Annotated in this window: 16 protein-coding genes; 10 read left to right on the top strand and 6 right to left on the bottom strand. The window is 33.3% G+C overall.

Translation table 11 applies throughout. The annotated features are described in order from the left end of the window. Nucleotides 1–39 precede the first annotated feature (39 nt). The 7 genes from Q1A73_RS20985 (at nucleotide 40) to Q1A73_RS20955 (ending at nucleotide 5,766) form a co-directional block, all read left to right on the top strand. Nucleotides 40–1,254 carry a cysteine desulfurase gene (locus Q1A73_RS20985; protein ID WP_299609991.1) on the top strand — a complete coding sequence of 405 codons (1,215 nt, stop codon included), beginning with the start codon at nucleotides 40–42 and terminating at the stop codon, nucleotides 1,252–1,254. Nucleotides 1,255–1,425: 171 nt separating this feature from the next. Further along, nucleotides 1,426–2,565 carry a T9SS type A sorting domain-containing protein gene (locus Q1A73_RS20980; protein ID WP_299609773.1) on the top strand — a complete coding sequence of 380 codons (1,140 nt, stop codon included), beginning with the start codon at nucleotides 1,426–1,428 and terminating at the stop codon, nucleotides 2,563–2,565. Nucleotides 2,566–2,821: 256 nt separating this feature from the next. Beyond that, nucleotides 2,822–3,244, top strand: coding sequence for a SufE family protein (locus tag Q1A73_RS20975; RefSeq protein WP_299609771.1), 423 nt, complete (start codon nucleotides 2,822–2,824; stop codon nucleotides 3,242–3,244). A 52-nt stretch (nucleotides 3,245–3,296) separates the two neighbouring features. Continuing rightward, nucleotides 3,297–3,623 carry an SUF system Fe-S cluster assembly protein gene (locus tag Q1A73_RS20970; protein WP_299609769.1) on the top strand — a complete coding sequence of 109 codons (327 nt, stop codon included), beginning with the start codon at nucleotides 3,297–3,299 and terminating at the stop codon, nucleotides 3,621–3,623. Nucleotides 3,624–3,669: 46 nt separating this feature from the next. Next, on the top strand, nucleotides 3,670–4,110 hold the full coding sequence (locus tag Q1A73_RS20965; RefSeq protein ID WP_299609767.1) for a PaaI family thioesterase: 441 nt from the start codon (nucleotides 3,670–3,672) through the stop codon (nucleotides 4,108–4,110). 4 nt (nucleotides 4,111–4,114) lie between these two features. Further along, the gene (locus Q1A73_RS20960; protein ID WP_299609765.1) at nucleotides 4,115–4,624 is read left to right on the top strand and encodes a DUF2480 family protein; all 510 of its coding nucleotides are present in this window, start codon (nucleotides 4,115–4,117) and stop codon (nucleotides 4,622–4,624) included. Between the two features lie 194 nt (nucleotides 4,625–4,818). Continuing rightward, complete coding sequence (locus tag Q1A73_RS20955) at nucleotides 4,819–5,766, top strand: DUF3078 domain-containing protein (RefSeq protein WP_299609762.1); 948 nt, start codon at nucleotides 4,819–4,821, stop codon at nucleotides 5,764–5,766. A gap of 62 nt (nucleotides 5,767–5,828) precedes the next feature. On the opposite strand, the gene Q1A73_RS20950 is transcribed toward Q1A73_RS20955, so the two are convergent. Further along, nucleotides 5,829–6,260, bottom strand: a complete 432-nt coding sequence (locus Q1A73_RS20950) for a GNAT family N-acetyltransferase (RefSeq protein WP_299609760.1) — start codon at nucleotides 6,258–6,260, stop codon at nucleotides 5,829–5,831. A 157-nt stretch (nucleotides 6,261–6,417) separates the two neighbouring features. Between Q1A73_RS20950 and Q1A73_RS20945 the strand changes: the two genes are divergently transcribed. Next, on the top strand, nucleotides 6,418–7,443 hold the full coding sequence (locus Q1A73_RS20945; RefSeq protein WP_299609758.1) for a DUF3078 domain-containing protein: 1,026 nt from the start codon (nucleotides 6,418–6,420) through the stop codon (nucleotides 7,441–7,443). Here the strand turns inward: Q1A73_RS20945 and Q1A73_RS20940 are convergent. From Q1A73_RS20940 to hflX, 3 genes are all read right to left on the bottom strand, one after another. Further along, nucleotides 7,440–8,792 carry a TlpA disulfide reductase family protein gene (locus tag Q1A73_RS20940; RefSeq protein WP_299609755.1) on the bottom strand — a complete coding sequence of 451 codons (1,353 nt, stop codon included), beginning with the start codon at nucleotides 8,790–8,792 and terminating at the stop codon, nucleotides 7,440–7,442. The genes Q1A73_RS20945 and Q1A73_RS20940 overlap by 4 nt on opposite strands. An 81-nt stretch (nucleotides 8,793–8,873) precedes the next feature. Continuing rightward, a complete protein-coding gene (locus Q1A73_RS20935) occupies nucleotides 8,874–9,104 on the bottom strand; it encodes a hypothetical protein (protein ID WP_299609752.1) in 231 nt (76 codons plus the stop codon). Nucleotides 9,105–9,464: 360 nt separating this feature from the next. Continuing rightward, on the bottom strand, nucleotides 9,465–10,673 hold the full coding sequence (hflX, locus tag Q1A73_RS20930) for a GTPase HflX (protein ID WP_299609749.1): 1,209 nt from the start codon (nucleotides 10,671–10,673) through the stop codon (nucleotides 9,465–9,467). Between the two features lie 120 nt (nucleotides 10,674–10,793). On the opposite strand from hflX, the gene Q1A73_RS20925 reads away from it, so the two are divergent. Further along, nucleotides 10,794–11,768 (top strand): endonuclease, encoded by a 975-nt coding sequence (locus Q1A73_RS20925; RefSeq protein ID WP_299609746.1) that lies wholly within the window; start codon nucleotides 10,794–10,796, stop codon nucleotides 11,766–11,768. Nucleotides 11,769–12,183: 415 nt separating this feature from the next. Beyond that, a complete protein-coding gene (locus Q1A73_RS20920) occupies nucleotides 12,184–12,912 on the top strand; it encodes a hypothetical protein (RefSeq protein ID WP_299609743.1) in 729 nt (242 codons plus the stop codon). 86 nt (nucleotides 12,913–12,998) lie between these two features. On the opposite strand, the gene Q1A73_RS20915 is transcribed toward Q1A73_RS20920, so the two are convergent. Both Q1A73_RS20915 and Q1A73_RS20910 read right to left on the bottom strand, forming a co-directional pair. Beyond that, the gene (locus Q1A73_RS20915) at nucleotides 12,999–14,408 is read right to left on the bottom strand and encodes a DUF5689 domain-containing protein (protein WP_299609740.1); all 1,410 of its coding nucleotides are present in this window, start codon (nucleotides 14,406–14,408) and stop codon (nucleotides 12,999–13,001) included. 29 nt (nucleotides 14,409–14,437) lie between these two features. Further along, nucleotides 14,438–17,389: a TonB-dependent receptor gene (locus tag Q1A73_RS20910; protein ID WP_299609737.1), complete on the bottom strand. Its 2,952-nt coding sequence runs from the start codon at nucleotides 17,387–17,389 to the stop codon at nucleotides 14,438–14,440. Nucleotides 17,390–17,411: the final 22 nt, after the last annotated feature.

Genomic DNA, 17,411 nt, shown 5'->3' with positions numbered 1-17,411 from the left:
ACTTAGAAATAGTTCCTATTTTTGCAGAAAGAAATTGATATGTTTGATGTACAGAAAATACGACAAGATTTTCCTATTTTAGATAGAGAAGTAAACGGAAAACCGCTTGTATATTTTGATAATGCCGCCACCTCACAAACTCCTCAAATAGTGATTGATGCCATAGTGGATTATTATAGTAATTACAATGCTAATATCCACAGAGGCGTGCACACATTATCACAGGAAGCTACGGATGCTTATGAAATTGCTCGTAAAAAAGTACAAGAACATTTTAATGCAAAACATTCTTACGAAATTATATTAACCTCTGGAACTACCCATAGTATTAATATCGTAGCTACTGGTTTTTCCAGCTTACTAAAAGAAGGTGATGAAATCATCGTTTCTGCTTTAGAACACCATTCTAATATCGTTCCATGGCAAATGCTTTGTGAAAGAACTGGAGCTGTTCTTAAGGTGATACCAATGAATGAAGAAGGAGAACTTTTGATGGATGCTTATGATCAATTGTTATCAGAAAGAACCAAATTGGTTTTTACGAATCATATTTCTAATGCGTTAGGAACCATTAATCCTGTTGAAGAAATAATAGAAAAAGCCCATGAGGTTGGAGCGGCGGTATTAATAGATGGCGCACAATCTTGTCCACATATCAAGCCAGATGTTCAAAAACTAAATGTTGATTTTTATGTAGCCTCTGCGCATAAGCTTTGTGGACCTACTGGTGTTGGTTTATTATACGGAAAAGAAGAGTGGCTTAATAAATTACCTCCTTACCAAGGTGGTGGAGAAATGATTGATCAGGTTACGTTCGAGAAAACAACCTACGCTGGTCTTCCTCACAAATTCGAAGCTGGAACACCTAATATTTGCGGAGGTATTGCCTTTGGGGTGGCTTTAGATTATATGAATAGCATTGGTTTTGAAGCTATTGCAGAATACGAAAAAGAACTACTAGACTACGGTACAAGTAAACTTCTTGAAATCGAAGGTTTAAAAATCTATGGAACTTCTAAACATAAAACTTCGGTAATTTCTTTTAATGTTGGTGATATCCACCCGTATGATATTGGTTCTATTGTGGATAAATTAGGCGTAGCAGTACGTACCGGTCACCATTGTGCACAACCCATTATGGATTTTTATAAGATACCAGGAACTATCAGAGCTTCATTTTCTTTCTATAATACCAAAGGGGAAATCGATATTCTTGTAGAGGCTGTTAAAAAAGCAAAAATGATGCTATCGTAAGTATCATTTCTTAAACTAATGAATGTTAGTTAGTTACTGTTAAAATTTGTTAATTCTTATTGTTTTTCAACACTTAAAATACTGGTTTTCAGTATTAAAAAGTGTTTATTATGCTTGCATAGTAAAATTTTTCAGGATAGTTTTATCTCACTAACCAAAAAATAAACAATCATGAAAAATTTAGTACTCACAATTTTCTCATTACTCTTTTTATCCTCAGGTCTAGTAGCACAAGAATATACTATTGGGTTTAGTTCTAAAACTTTTAGAGATGCAGATCGAAGAAATAGAAGAGTAAATGCTCGGATCTACTACCCTATTTCCAATAACACTTCGCAATCGGTAAATGAGCAATTTCCTGTTATTGTTCTTGGACATGGTTTCATTATGGGCTCTGATGCGTATCAGAATTTTTATGATACTTTAGTTCCTCAAGGATATATTGTAGTATTTGTTAATACTGAAGGTTCTATTTTTGCAAATCATATAGCGTATTCCGAAGATTTAGCGTTTATGGTAAACGCTATTCAGCAAGAAAATGATAATTCTAGTTCCGTATTATACCAAGCTGTTGCAGATAAAACTGCGTTAATCGGTCATTCTATGGGTGGTGGAGCTGCCACTGTAGCTGCATCATTAGTGGAAGTAGAAACACTAGTTACTTTTGCGCCAGCTCAGTTACGTTTCGATACCTTAACTCCTGCATCTGAAGTTACAGAAGATGCCATTGTTTTTTCTGGAAGTGGAGATGCAGTTACTCCTGCTAATGAAGATCATATCCCAATTTACAATAGTTTAGGTGCTAATTGTAAATACTTCATTAATATTTTAGGTGGTGCACATTGTTATTATGCAAATAGTAATTTTGCGTGCGACTTTGGTGAAAACTCTTCTTCAGGAAATATCCAAATAACAAGAGAAGAACAACAAGAAATCGTATTTGGTTATCTTAATTCTTGGTTTGCTTACAAGTTAAAAAATGACACCTCAGCACAAGAACAGTTTATAAGTGACTTATCATCCGATGCTATTGATTATGAAAATGGATGTTTAGAAAATAATCAGGAAATGATTATAGATCAAAACCCTACGGTTGTAATTTCTCCTAACCCTACAACTCAAAAAATAACAATCGGAACCAAAAATTCGAACACGTTCGAAAAAGTTGAATTTTATAATCAACAAGGAATTCTTATACATACATCTTATAATAAAGAAACGTATACTTCTCAGATACAATCAGGTAATTATATCTTAAAAATCTTTACCAAAAAAGGTATTACAACGAAGCAATTGGTTGTTAAAAATTGAATTGTTTTCATTTTAATTTGATTAACGGTGACCCAAATGGTATACATCTGTATATCGTTTGGGTTTATTAGTATTTCGTTATGAGAAAACCTGTGAAAGAATCTTCTACATTTCAAAAAAACTTCTTTTATTACTATCCTCTTTCTCAAAAATCAATCTCGAAAAGTAAACCAAATAGTTAATACTATCTTATGATTAACCGAAAGTGTTGAATAGCAAGGATTCTTGTTGTATTTTTGTAAAAAATTGTAGGAATATGTCTATACAAAAACTTCAGGAAGAGATTGTTGATGAATTTAGCATGTTTGATGATTGGATGCAACGCTACGAATACATGATTGATCTTGGTAAATCCCTTCCTCTGATAGAAGAAAAATATAAAATCGATGAAAATATCATCAAAGGATGCCAAAGCAAAGTGTGGGTTCATGCAGAAATGAAAGATGAAAAAATAGAATTCACCGCAGATAGTGATGCTATTATTACCAAAGGTATCATCGCGATTCTGATTAGAGTTTTTTCTGGTCAGCATCCAAAGGATATTATTGAGGCAGACACTGCTTTTATCGATGAGATTGGACTAAAAGAACACTTATCACCTACCAGAGCCAACGGATTGGTAAGCATGATTAAACAATTAAAAATGTATGCTGTAGCATATCAAACTCAGTTAAATTAATTCGTCTTTTATTAATTAAGTTTATTTAGAAAAAGACGACTAAAAATATACTATGAGCGAAACCCATATAGATACCGCAGAACTAGGAGAAAAAATCGTAAGAGTGCTTAAAACAATCTACGATCCAGAGATTCCTGTTGATATATACGAACTTGGATTAATATATGATGTGTTTGTGAATGAAGATAATGATGTAAAAATCCTTATGACATTAACTTCTCCAAATTGTCCAGTTGCAGAATCTTTACCAGAAGAGGTTAGAGAAAAAGTAAAATCATTAGATGCAGTTAATGATGTAGAGTTAGAACTCACTTTTGAGCCTACATGGTCTCAGGATTTAATGAGTGAAGAGGCAAAATTAGAATTAGGAATGCTGTAAGTAAGCTTCAAAAACCATTCTTTCGCATAGCTGATATACAGTAAAAATGAATCTGGAGCATTATCGTAAATTAGAAAAGATGTATTTGAATGCAAATATCAATACTAACATCTTTGATACCTCAACAGTTAAGATTTCTGAAGGAATATCAGAAATTGGACTGACTATATCCGATAAATATTTTCACGCACTAGGTGCAATTCATGGTTCTGTTTACTTCAAATTATTAGATGATGCAGCGTTTTTTGCTGTAAATTCAATTGTTGAAGATGCTTTTGTACTAACCACATCCTTCAATATAAATTTAGTGCGCCCTGCAAACAAAGGAGATATTAAAGCTATTGGAAAAATAAAATTCCGATCTCAAAATCTTTATGTTGCAGAATCCGTATTATATAACGAAGATGGCAAAGAAATAGGTTTTGGAACTGGCAATTTTGCCAAAAGTAAAATAGCCCTTACCGAAAAAATAGGATATAAAATCTAATACCATGGCAGAAGAAATCATTAATAGAGTTGCAAATAACAAAAATCTTATTACCATTGATCTTGAGGATTACTATCCAGCAGGAGATCGAGTAGTATTTGATATAAAGGATTGGCTTTATGAAGGTTTTATTCTTCGCGAAAAGGAATTTAGACAGCAAGTTTCCGAACATGATTGGAGTCAATACCAGAACGCATATGTGGCGCTACATTGTTCTAGTGATGCTATTATTCCTGGATGGGCATATTTATTACTCACAACTAAGTTAACTCCGTTTGCCAAACATGTTGCAGTAGGATCATTAAAAGATCTGGAGACTATACTCTTTTCTGATATTGTTCGTACACTTGATGTCTCAGCATATCAGGATAAGCTATTAATCATAAAAGGTTGTGCAAATAAGCCTATTCCTGAAAACGCTTACATACAACTTATCCAAAAACTACAACCAATTGCTAAAAGTATTATGTACGGTGAAGCATGCTCTTCTGTACCTCTTTTTAAAAGAAAATAACAACTTCATCGTTAAAAAGTGCTTTTTATCGAAAATTCACCCTTGAATACTATTCTTTTATATCGAAGCGTATTACTTCAATTATATTTGCCAACGCAAAATTTTGCATAAACCTTGAACTTGTTTTACCAAAGTTTATTACTAAATTTAGAATATCCTTTGTGATAAACAAACTACTTAAAACTATATAGATTATGAAAAAAATCGTATTCACATTTATTTTTCTAGTAGCAGGAATCCAAATAGGGCTTGCACAAACAGAAGAAGAATTGAAAACAAAATTAGCTGCAAAAAAAGATTCTATTGCTGCAATACAAGGAAGAGCTAACGCGATCCAAGCACAAATAGATGCTTTACCAGGATGGAAAATCGGTGCTTTTGGTACCATTGGAGGAAGTCTTTCTGGTTTTAATAACTGGTTTGCACAAGGAATTCCTAATAATGATGCAGGTACTATTGGAGTAACCGTAAATGCATACGCTAACTTATTAGAAGAAAAGTATTTTTGGAGAAATAGCGCTAACGTAAATTTAGCATGGGTAAAATTAGATGATAGAGATGATCCAACAGATGATGATAGCTTTAGAGAGTCTACAGATGTGTTTACTGTTTCTTCTTTATTTGGTTACAAACTGACAAATACATTAGCGGTTTCAACTTTAGGAGAATATAGAACTACGCTTCTTAACAACTTTAACGATCCTGGATATTTAGATTTAGGTGTGGGTATTACTTGGACTCCTATTAACAATCTAGTTGTAGTTGTGCATCCATTGAACTACAATTTTGTATTTAGCAAAGGTGATGCTCAGTACGAGTCTTCTTTAGGTGCTAAAATTGTTGCAGATTACACACGTAAGTTTGGTGCTATTAACTTTAAAACCAACTTATCTGCTTTTGTAAGTTATGAGGATGCTGATTATTCTAACTGGACATGGACAAATTCTTTCTCTTATACTTTATGGAAAGCTATAGGAGTTGGATTTGATTTTGGTCTTAGAAGTAACAAGCAAGAAGCATTCAACTATGCATTGGCGCAAGACGCTTTACTTGTTCCTCCTCCAACAGAAGTACGTACTTTAGAGAACACTGATAATGAATTACAATCTTTCTGGAACTTAGGATTAAGTTACTCATTCTAAGTAAAAAAAATAGTATAATAAAAAAGGGTCAACTTAAAGAAGTTGACCCTTTTTTATTTCTGTCATTTCACGAGTTTCATATAAAACTCGTATGAATCTTCATCATATATCGAAAAACCATTTCGCTCATATAGAAACTTTGCTGGATTTTCTTTTAGTACTTTAAGTCTTATTTCTTTATTGGTTGCTATAGCTTGTTCTATGACATCGTTAAGCACGTAATTTCCAATTCCTTTTCCCTGAAATTTAGGGGTTATCTGAAGTTGAAGAATTTCGATAACACTATCTGTTTCGATATATTTTAGTACACCTATTTTTTCTTTATGCTGTAGAATTATAAATGCATGATCAAAATGAATTCTTACTCTAGCCAAATGTTGTTCTTCTGATAAAAACAACCCTACTTTTTCCAAATGTTCAATCATAGTTTGCCTTCTTAATTCCAACAAAAAAGTAATATCATCATTTGTTGCCTTATGCAGTTTGATGTTCATTTTATTTCTAGTTTATTTTTCAAATACATGCATACTAATCTAAAAAAATAATAGTTTACATAATACAATCACTGCTACATTAGGTATTAGGTTACGTCTATATATTTGAATAAGCTATACGCATAAATTATATTTGTGCCCATATCCGTTGTTACCCATGCGCAAGATTGTTGTATTTATTTTTCTATACTTTTTACTGATTAAAGCTTTTGGTCAAGAAAAAAAAGAGGTAAAACAACTAGATTCTATACAAGTTCGATTGGAAAGGTCATTGGATAGTTTACTCCAAAATACTCCCAAAGAACTAAATGTTATTGTCCTTAAAAAACTCTTGAACAAACTAAACCCTAAGCCTGTTAAAAAGCCTCATATAGGATGGAAATCCTTCGGAAAGTTTTCTTTCTTTTTTAATCAATCTGCATTTAATTATGATTGGCAAGGTGGAGGAACTTCTAACGTAGCTGGAAACCTAGCGCTTAATTATGAGATTAACTACAAAAAGAACAGTTTAACTTGGGATAATAAAATTTTAGCAGATTATGGTCTTACTTTTCTAAAAGGCGAAAATTTTGCTCGCAAAACGAATGATCGTCTAGAATTGAACTCTCGTTTAGGACAGAGGATTGCAGAATCCTATTGGAACTACTCCTTATTTGTAAATTTTAGATCTCAATTTGCCAAGGGATATAGTTTTTCCAAAGACCCAGATACCGACGAAACGATTCGTACCGAGGAAACTCATTTTTTCTCTCCTGCTTTTTTACAAATAGGTCCAGGATTGCTTTGGAAAAAAAGCGATAACCTAAATATTAATATAGCACCTGTAACCTCTCGTATGATTTTCGTAGACGATCAGTTTACCACTACTCCAGATTATGTAGATGGTGATTATTTTGGTGTAGACGCTGGCAAAAGCTCACGATTTGAGTTTGGAGGATCCTTAGCGGCTTATGCTAAGTTTCCCATTATCAAAAACATTACAATGGAGCAGATCCTAAATTTGTACTCTAATTATATCGAGGATCCTTATAATATCGATATTGATTACACGCTAAACATCAACTTAATCGTAAATAAATACATCTCCGGTAGTTTTGCATTCCAAGCCATCTACGATGATAATGCTACTAGCGGATTCCAAATCAGAGAAGTTCTTGGACTAGGATTAAATTATGAGTTTTAATTAGTCGCTTCCTTTTTTTTCTGAAACTCTTCGTTTGCTTTATAGGCTACAACCAGCTCTTCAATTCTATCCAACCCTTTTTTACCAACTCCTCTATATATAATTTTTAAATTCTTATCGATAAGCATGAAAGTTGGATATCGATCAATACGTAATTTACCTACTAATTTGGTATGTAATAAACTATCTTTACGAACACGTTCAATAAACATATGTGTCCAGTCTAATTCTTTGTTTTTTATGTATTTAACTCCTGGTTCTTTTTCATAGTCAAAATCCACACCTAACATAGCAACATTAGGATAATTTTCATGAAATTTCTTTAGATCCGGTGTAAGTTGCAAACAAGGAACACACCATGTCCCCCAAAAATCTATCAATAAATAATCATTAAAACCAATAAGATCTTTAATTCTGCTCTTACGACCATCCATATCTTCTATAAGATAATTACGCATTACATCTTCTCTTCGATACCCATGCGGTAATGAGGTAATTTGTAACTTTTGCAAGTATAAGTTTTTCAAATCAGCACCTACACTATCAATTTTTATAAAATGAGAACCTAACTGCACAGTATCGCCCACCACAAATTCTTCATATTCGTCATCTTTATTTCTACGCGAATAAAAAGGTTTGTCTTGTTCTCTAAAAACTATCTGATAATCATTCCAATGATCGGCAATTGCTGTTTTATAATGAATACTATCTAACTTAAAATTTCCAAGCCAATGTTCACGTCTACTAGAGACTAATAATAGATCTAGATACATTAATTCCTTAGCGCTTGGTTTCTCTCGATAAAAGAAATTTTTATATGGTAAGACCTTTGTTCTAAGGTCATCATTTAAAATTTTACCATTAATGTATCTTTTGTATGGAAAGATAATAGTTGGAAAGGAATCTTGAAGTTTTTCATTATTCCTTAAAGTTTCTCTAATTTCTTTGTCGATAATATGTTGTTTATCATCACTAAAATCAAGATTTCGATTCTGGTCTATGATAATAATTTGTTTATCATCTTTAATAGCAGATAAAGCGTACCATTCTATATTAAGCTCTTTAAATGTTAAAGAATCTATTTCATTATCATTCAAAAGTTTTTTCAATCTTTTTTCACTTGTTCTCCTAATACTTTGAATAGATAAGCTATCCAGATCTAGAATACCCTTTAGATTAAATGGAACAGAATCAACCATGGTAAATGCTGAAGTCATAATCGGAAAAGGACCTTGATCAGATTGTTTAACTAATTCAACATTCTGTTTTCCTGAGATTATATCTTTTTCTTGCTTACAAGAAAGCATTATTGTCAATAAAAAGATAGTGTAAACAAAACTTCGTTTCATAAATAAATTTTTAAAAAGTTACAAGACCTTCTATATCGTTAATTAATATAAAGGTCTTGCGTAACAAGAAAATTTTAGATCTTATTCCTTTGGATGATCGGCGCAAGAAACACTTTGCGCACCTCCATCACAGGAACAGCCTACATTGTCTTGTCCAGTACAATCGTTTCCTGAGCAAGTATAAATGTTTCCATCTCCACATCTAATAGCTACTGCAGCTGGAATAGAAAAACCACCAGTAGTTTCTTTTAATTCATTTCGTGTTAATTCTACACTACCAGCCTCTAATAGCTTAAAAAAATTTGCATTCATTTTTAAAAAATTTAAAGTTAAACAATAATTTACTTATTCGATAAACACATCTATTTAATCTTATTTAAAAAATAAATGTGTTATTATATGACTTGTCCTTTAGGCTTAAACACTGCTTTAAATCAATAAAGTAGCCTGATAAAAAAACCTAAAATTTCCCGTCACATATTAGTAAGTGTCTTCAAAAGAATATATGTTACCTCTAGATGAGGAATTTTTGTAGAAATATTTTGAAAATGGGAATTTTTAGATCGAATCTTTTTAAAAAATGAGCGCAAATTTCTCCCTATAAAGCTCCAAGACATTACTGCCTTTGAAACTTTATAACTTTAAAAAATAAATAAAAATTTCTAGTAAGTTTTACTCCTCCACAAACTCTGGATATAAGAAGTTGTTATAAGGAAAACGGGTTACATGAATATCTCTTACCTCTTTATAAACTCTTTTTCTAAAAGAGTCCATATTTTCTTTATTAATGGCAGATATAAATAAGGCATTATCACCTATCCTACTCATCCAGGTTTGTTTCCACTCATCTAGTGTATAGTGAACTTCCGTTTTTTCGGTAGTAAGATCATCTTCGTCTATAGTCTTATGCTCGTAAGCATCTATTTTATTAAACACCATAATCGTAGGCTTATCCATACTTTCGATCTCACCTAAGATCTTATTTACAGAAGCGATATGATCTTCAAACTGACCATGAGATATATCTACTACGTGCAGCAATAAATCTGCTTCTCTTACCTCATCTAAGGTACTTTTAAAACTTTCTACCAATTGCGTTGGAAGTTTTCTGATAAACCCTACGGTATCACTTAATAAAAAAGGAAGGTTGCCAATAACCACCTTTCTTACTGTGGTGTCTAAGGTTGCAAATAGCTTATTTTCGGCAAATACATTACTTTTTGCAATTACATTCATTAAGGTAGATTTACCCACGTTCGTATATCCTACCAAGGCTACTCTCACCAATTTTCCACGATTACCTCGTTGTGTAGCCATTTGTTTATCGATGGTAAGTAGTTTTTTCTTTAATAAAGAAATACGATCTCTTACAATACGTCTATCGGTTTCGATCTCTGTTTCTCCTGGTCCGCGCATTCCAATACCTCCTCGCTGACGTTCTAAGTGAGTCCATAAACCTGTTAATCGCGGTAACAAATATTGATACTGCGCTAATTCTACCTGTGTACGGGCATAACTTGTCTGAGCGCGTTGTGCAAAAATATCCAGAATCAAGTTCGTTCGGTCAATGATCTTAGCTTTTAATATACGTTCTATATTACGTTGCTGAGCAGGCGTTAATTCATCATCAAAAACAACAGTTCCAATATCATGTTGTTCTACATATGCCAACACCTCTTCCATTTTACCAGAACCGATAAATGTTTTAGAATTGGGCACCTCCATTTTTTGAGTAAATCGCTTCACCACTTCTCCACCAGCAGTATAGGTAAGGAACTCCAGCTCATCTAAAAATTCTGTTAGCTTTTCCTCATCCTGATTCTTCGTAACAATACCTATTAGTATTGCCTTTTCGTATTTTATTTTTTCCTTTTCTAACATCTGCGCCTAATTTTTCAGCGATCTACTTCTTACGTACTGTTTCAACAATTAATCTACAAAGGTACAATATTGTATGCATTTGAATTTGTACTTTAGGCCTCTACAATAAATTTTTATTTCATGTCTTCTAAACCTTATTTCAAAAAAAAAGATACAAACCTACATACCATTGCTTTTTATAATCTAGAAAACTTATTTGATACCAAAGATGATCCTAACACTTTGGATGATGATTTCTTACCGGATTCTGAAAAAAGATGGAATAAAAAAAGGTATGAGAAGAAGCTGTTTAAACTTGGAACCGCTATTTCTAATATTGGATTTGCTAAGTCTGGTAAGGCTCCTGTGATTTTGGGAGTAGCTGAAGTAGAAAATAAAGCTGTTTTAGAAGATCTTGTAAAAACAAAGCACCTGATTCATAAAAACTACGGTGTAATCCATCACGAATCTCCTGACGAACGTGGAATAGATGTTGGTTTATTATATCAAAAAGAAAAATTTACGGTTACATATTCAGAAAGTGTTCCTTTACTAGTAATGAATGATCATGGAGAAAGAGATTTTACTCGCGATATTTTGTGGGTAACGGGAGAACTACAGAACGAAGAAATTCATATTTTGGTAAATCACTGGCCATCTAGAAGAGATGGAGCTGAATTAACAGCTTATAAACGTATTGCCGCTGCAGAAAAAAACCGTGAAATCATTCATCGGATTACCGAAAAAGATCCAAATGCAAAGATTATTATCATGGGTGATTTTAATGATGACCCTAGTAGTGAAAGTGTGAAACAACATCTTATTGGTCATGATTTCTATAATCCAATGGAAAGATTACACACTAGATTTCGTGGAACATTAAACTATAAAAACCAATGGAATCTATTTGATCAAATCATTTTTAGCAATAACTTCCATAAGTTCGAAAAAGGAACACATAGTTTCGCCGAAGCTAATATCTTTGATGATAGCTTCCTTAAAATCTATAAAGGACGATATAAAGGCAAGCCCTTTAGAACATATGCTGGAGGAAAATATAAAGGAGGTTATAGCGATCATTTTCCTGTTTACATTTATTTAAAACATCATATGTAAATCCCATACAAAAACACCCAACAAACACCTTTTTTCTATAAAGTTATTTCACTTTAAAACGCCGGGACATAAACCCCTTTTTGTTCTGGTAACAAACCCTTTGTTTATTCTTAAATAATTGATATTCAATATTTTGTTTTGCGGAAATTTCCGCAAAACAAAATATCTCCTTTGCTGATTATACCTACCCCTATACTTTTGAATCCGAATTCAAAAAGAAAATTATGAGTTCGCATTTTACTTAAAATGAAAAGAATAGTATTAAGATCATCCATCTCATAGGATAAGAAGCTCAAATGGCGCCAAAAGAAGTTTCAATAACAATAATCTTCTTTTCAATTAAACAGTAAAAAATAAGGATACTAAGTATCAAAAAGCTAAACAAGTCAATTAATTATTCTTAAAAACCAAACAAATGAAAAAGTTATTTTATGCATTACCAATCTTTGGATTATTATTCTTTGCTTCCTGTGATAAGGACGAATCCAATGAAATCATAGATGAATCAGCAATAACATCTGATTTTTCTTTAAAAGACATCTATGACTTTCAAAAAGATGTCACGATTAGCTCAGAAGAAGGTAGTACTGGAGTGGTAAGAATTTATGCAAATAACCAATCAGCATTAACCAATTATTCTACTGAAAACCTTAGTTTAATGGAAATTCATTCTAATGAAACTTTAAAAGAGAGCCTAGTACGTCATAACATCATGGATCTTACAGAAACTACTATTGATTCTGAAGAGGGAGATGCTAAAGATGCCTCTTTTGAAGAAACTGGTAATGATATCGCCTTTGAATTAGTACAGCTTACAAAAGCGAATCCAAATTCAAAATATGCGATCAACTTTAATCACCCTCAAACAAATGCTTCCAAAGCTAGCTGGCAATACTATACGCACTATAGCTCTGTAAATCAAGCTCAAATAGCGGAGATTGCAAGACATAACTTCTGGAGAAGGGTATATTATGGATTAAAGTATAAAGCATATAGCAACAGTAGTTGGGCTACTATTCAAAATGAGTGGAAACTAATTTCTAACAATCAAAGTTTCTCTCACACTAAGAATCCTTGTTACCAGTTTAGATTCCGTGTAAAAACTAAAAATAATAGTGCTTACACTGTAACTTTTGATTATTAACGGAACATGTATTAAACCATTAAAAAACTCCCTTAAGAAGCTTCTTAAGGGAGTTTTATTATTCGTTGTCGTAAACAAAGAAACTCTTAGTTTCCTGAAATCTCAATGTTATCGATGTGATATCTTGTTGTTGGTCCAGGATCGGCTCCTGCATAACGGAACGCAATACGAACGTTACCATCAATACAAGATATATTAATAGGTCCGACACCTTCAAAATCTCCAAAACCTCCACTTGGTCCAGTAGGTATAGATGCATCTAATTGCGTCCACTCTGTAGTGGTTACATCCCCTGTAAAATTATCCGTAATAAATGCTGTAAGAATATTACCGTTATCAAAATTTGCTTGGATATCGAATGACAGCTCTTCTGCAGAAGATGCTGTAAGATCAATTTGTGGTGTTACTAACCAAACTTCGAATGGACTTTCTCCAGAGTTAAATCCAGAGATTTGCGCGTATTGGTTACCGCTAAAACTACCAACCACATAATCTAAACTTCCACCAGTCGTATTTACATTTAACCATCCTGCACCTTCTAAATCACTAATGCTTAATCCTGTAAAGTCTTCTTCGAAAACTACATTGGCACCACCACTAGTTCCATCACACTCTAATACATTAGGATCACAACGGTTTTCATTATCGAATGCTAATCCTGTAACATCATTAAGCACTAAATTAAAGGTGTCACCAAAGAAGTTTTTGGTTAAAACTCCTGCGAAACTTCCTTGTTGTGTTGGTAATGTTAATGATTTAAAATCAGCAAAAGTACTTGTGCTTAATACAGCGGTAGCACCCGTATCACAACTTTCTAAGTTTCTTTCTCCATCAAACTCATCGCTAGGTTCTCCAGCAAAGGTTAAAGGGTCATTTCCTAGTACATCATTTCGATTAAACTGTACATTGTTAATCTGTACGTATAAATTAGTTAAATCATCAGAAAACTCCTCGAACGTGATTTCTAAAGGTGTAATTTCTGCAACCTCGGAAGATCTAAGAATTCTCTCTTCCTGTGAAAACGAAGGAATCTGATCTACCTCATCACCAGAAAGCACCCCAAGTGTTGCTACTCCATTTTCTGTTCCAATTGATAACCCTTCTAAATCGATAAATACTTTACGTCCAAATTCATAACTTGTAAATAACGGATTTACATCAATCAAAACTCTTAATCCAGCAGTAGGAGAGGATGGTGAGTTCTGAATTACAAATTCTTCAAAAAAGTTCCCTGCTTTATCACTAGACACAACATAACCTTCTAAATACTGGTTGGCTACTTCAAAAGTAACTTTAGCATCAGGACCATCATCATTTTGAGCTTGCGCTAAATCACCTAAAATACCACCAATTTGAACAAACGTACTGTTCTCTGGAAAATCAGGCTCCTCTATCACCAACGCAGGTGTTCTAAAATCATCGTCTTGTACACAAGCAGTAATAGTAACTGCTAAAACTAAAACGCTTATTAGTTTCTTTAAATTAATTGAATTCATTTTATAATATTTTTTTGTTGTGTTCATCATTAAAATCTTACATATACATTTAGGTAGTATGAAGTACCAAACCCATAGAAATATCTTGGTCCAAAAACAGGTGTGTCGCGCTGAGCTTCTTCTAATGCTAATCTATAATTTGCATTTCTAGCCTGTTCAAAACCTCCTGTTCTGTATTCCTTATCAAATATGTTATTGATAGTGGCAAAGAACCCTATATAATAATCTTTTACTCTCCAAGATTTACCTCCTACCGCATTTACAAGAATATAGTCATCAAATTGTTCTTGTCTTAATAATTCTCTTGCAATGTTTTCATCATAATCGTTAAACGGTAATCCATCTACATCTTGATTAAAGTTCGATGATCTTGCAAACGGACTTACATCTATATATGCATTTGAAAAATAGTTTGCTGTTGCTCCAAACCACCAGAATTTAGGGTCTCGATACTCAAAACCAAACTGCGCTGCATTTTGTGGTCCTCCAGCAATACGATAATCCTCTAGAGAAGATTTTCCAAAGTAACGCACTCTGTCCAAATCTCCTGTAGTTTCTCCCAAGAAATCACTACTGGTACTTGCCACAAACAAATCAGGATCGTTAGCATATGTAAACTGTCCTATCGCAGCAGCTCCTTTTAATTTAATCGTAGGAGTAATTTGATATTCAATACCTAATTCAGCACCTATATGTTGCTTATCTACACCTGTAAGAATCTCCTGAACAAAACCAACATCAGATCCAGAGATAGCTTGCGTAAAGAAGAAAGATAATTCTGTTGCATCTTGTATTTTCGTATAATATCCTGTTAACCTTGCTTTTAATTTCGGGGTTCTTAAGATATAACTGGCATCAAAAGATTGAACTTTTTCACTTTCCTGACTTCCAGAAATTGTAGGTTCAGCCTCTATCAACTGAGCAATAGTTCTATTGTTTTGTCTAGAATTTGCAAAAGAGTTACGAATCGTTGGAGCTTTTGTAAAATATGTTCCATTAATATCAATAAGGTTACGACCATTGATTTTATAAGTAAAACCTCCTTTTGCACCATAATTCGTAAACTCTAACTTATCACTCTTACCAAAAGATCCTAAACGTCCTTCACCAGGAAAATATCCATTTTCAAATAATCCGTTTCTTTGGTAAGTCGTTTGAGAAACATTACCTCCCAAAAAGAAGTCTACTCTATTAAATTTAAACTGTGCTTGTGCAAAACCACTAACTACATCAGCATCTATTTCGTAATTATAGTCATATCGATCACCTACTCCAACAACTCTGTTACGATTTCGTAAATCACTTTGCGCTCGATCAGCTAATTGTTCTGGATTAAGTCTATTTTCTGGAGCTACATCATTATCTTGTTGAGCTCCAAACAAATCGACATCTAAAAAACCTCTTCCGCCTAATAAATCAGTTACTTCTGCAAAGTTCTCACTTTTTAAGGTTCTATAGTTTACAGCAGCATTTAATGTAATATTATCTGTCAATTGGCTATTTAATATCGAATTAAAAGTCCATTGCGTATCATCTATTCTATCTTCATATAATATGTAGGTAGAATTAACACCTCTTTGGGCATTTAATTGATTCGCTTGTATTAGCTGATTCCAGTTCAACTGCCCGTTTCTTACAAATTCTTGTTGAGCTAAGAATGCATTTTGAAAATCTAATGGTGTAGGGTTTGGATCATCTAAAAAAGAACTTGGTAAATAACTAGGATGAATTGGATTAGTATCTCTACTGGCTCCACCACCAGAGTAAGTATCTACTCCGTTAAAAGTAACTAATTCTGTACCTCCGTTATCAATTCGACTATTTCCTATCTTACCTGTTTGATACCCTATATTGGTATTTAACGTTGTTTTATCGCTGATATTCCAAAAGTGATTTAACATGAAAACGGGTTCTTCTATTTCTCGAACTCTTGAGTTTTTCTTTTCACCATCAAAATATCCCCAGTTTGGATTATACTGTCTTCCTTTTAGCCTAAAAACTTCTTCGGTAATTGCAGTCGATCTACCTCTTCTGTTTGGTGTATAAAAACTAGTTACATTAATGCTGTGTTGGTCATTAATTTTTTTCTCTACGGCTGCAAAGATAGAATTAGCATCATATAAGGTTCCTTCGATATATCCCTCGTTACCCATTCTTCTAGCCAGAGAAATGGTATATGCCCAACCATTACTCATTAATCCAGAACTATAGCTACCCATTACTCTACCGGTATAACTTCTATTAGAAGCTGCATAAGATAATCGACCTCCTTGTCTGTATTGAGAAGCTCTCATAATAATATTAGTCGATCCTGCCAGATCACCGAAAGTATAATCATTGGCAGAAATTCCCATGGAGAATTCCTGATTACGCTGAACATCATTTAGTCCACCCCAGTTACTCCACTGTGGTCTTCCATCGTTCAGTTTATTCATTTCAATTCCATTGATCAATACCTTGGCATTTTCGTTACCAAGACCTCTTGGGCGGAAAAATGTAGCGCTAAAATCAAACGCTGCCGCACTAAGGAATACATCTCTTGATGCTTGTAATAATCCCGATACATTAGCAGATGCATCGTCATCACCATCGTCTAATTCGTTATCCGTAAGGCTTATCGTACCTATTTGGATTTGTTCCTGATTTACATCATAATTTAGATCTATCGTTTTTAGATCTAACACACTTCCTTCATTAATAATTATAGGAAAACGCTTAGTGATATATCCATCTTTGGATATAACTGCTATTTGTTCTCCTAATGGTAGTTGTACGCCTCCAAAATCAAACTCCCCTAGATTATTAGTCGTTGCAGAAAGCAAAGTTCCTTCAATTGTAATAAGTACTTGAGTTAGATTTTCATTGGTAGATGCGTCAACAATTTTACCCTTTAATCCTGTTTGCTGAGCATTAGTCATAGCAACAGAACTTAAAAAAATCATTAAAAAGAAAAGATTCTTTTTGAGTTGTGACACTTTCATTCAATAATTGTTTTAGTTAAAA

Origin of the sequence: uncultured Aquimarina sp. (assembly GCF_947492115.1) — a bacterium.
Classification (GTDB): domain Bacteria; phylum Bacteroidota; class Bacteroidia; order Flavobacteriales; family Flavobacteriaceae; genus Aquimarina.
Note: the sequence above shows the minus strand (reverse complement) of the source record. Positions and strands in the feature narration are given on the sequence as shown.

Coding starts and splice junctions, on each gene's coding strand:
- hflX (WP_299609749.1), bottom strand. CDS start 10,673: ATGTTAGAAAAGGAAAAAATAAAATACGAAAAGGCAATACTAATAGGT.
- Q1A73_RS20935 (WP_299609752.1), bottom strand. CDS start 9,104: ATGAATGCAAATTTTTTTAAGCTATTAGAGGCTGGTAGTGTAGAATTA.
- Q1A73_RS20985 (WP_299609991.1), top strand. CDS start 40: ATGTTTGATGTACAGAAAATACGACAAGATTTTCCTATTTTAGATAGA.
- Q1A73_RS20915 (WP_299609740.1), bottom strand. CDS start 14,408: ATGAATTCAATTAATTTAAAGAAACTAATAAGCGTTTTAGTTTTAGCA.
- Q1A73_RS20965 (WP_299609767.1), top strand. CDS start 3,670: ATGAATCTGGAGCATTATCGTAAATTAGAAAAGATGTATTTGAATGCA.
- Q1A73_RS20970 (WP_299609769.1), top strand. CDS start 3,297: ATGAGCGAAACCCATATAGATACCGCAGAACTAGGAGAAAAAATCGTA.
- Q1A73_RS20950 (WP_299609760.1), bottom strand. CDS start 6,260: ATGAACATCAAACTGCATAAGGCAACAAATGATGATATTACTTTTTTG.
- Q1A73_RS20955 (WP_299609762.1), top strand. CDS start 4,819: ATGAAAAAAATCGTATTCACATTTATTTTTCTAGTAGCAGGAATCCAA.
- Q1A73_RS20980 (WP_299609773.1), top strand. CDS start 1,426: ATGAAAAATTTAGTACTCACAATTTTCTCATTACTCTTTTTATCCTCA.
- Q1A73_RS20945 (WP_299609758.1), top strand. CDS start 6,418: ATGCGCAAGATTGTTGTATTTATTTTTCTATACTTTTTACTGATTAAA.
- Q1A73_RS20910 (WP_299609737.1), bottom strand. CDS start 17,389: ATGAAAGTGTCACAACTCAAAAAGAATCTTTTCTTTTTAATGATTTTT.
- Q1A73_RS20920 (WP_299609743.1), top strand. CDS start 12,184: ATGAAAAAGTTATTTTATGCATTACCAATCTTTGGATTATTATTCTTT.
- Q1A73_RS20960 (WP_299609765.1), top strand. CDS start 4,115: ATGGCAGAAGAAATCATTAATAGAGTTGCAAATAACAAAAATCTTATT.
- Q1A73_RS20925 (WP_299609746.1), top strand. CDS start 10,794: ATGTCTTCTAAACCTTATTTCAAAAAAAAAGATACAAACCTACATACC.
- Q1A73_RS20975 (WP_299609771.1), top strand. CDS start 2,822: ATGTCTATACAAAAACTTCAGGAAGAGATTGTTGATGAATTTAGCATG.
- Q1A73_RS20940 (WP_299609755.1), bottom strand. CDS start 8,792: ATGAAACGAAGTTTTGTTTACACTATCTTTTTATTGACAATAATGCTT.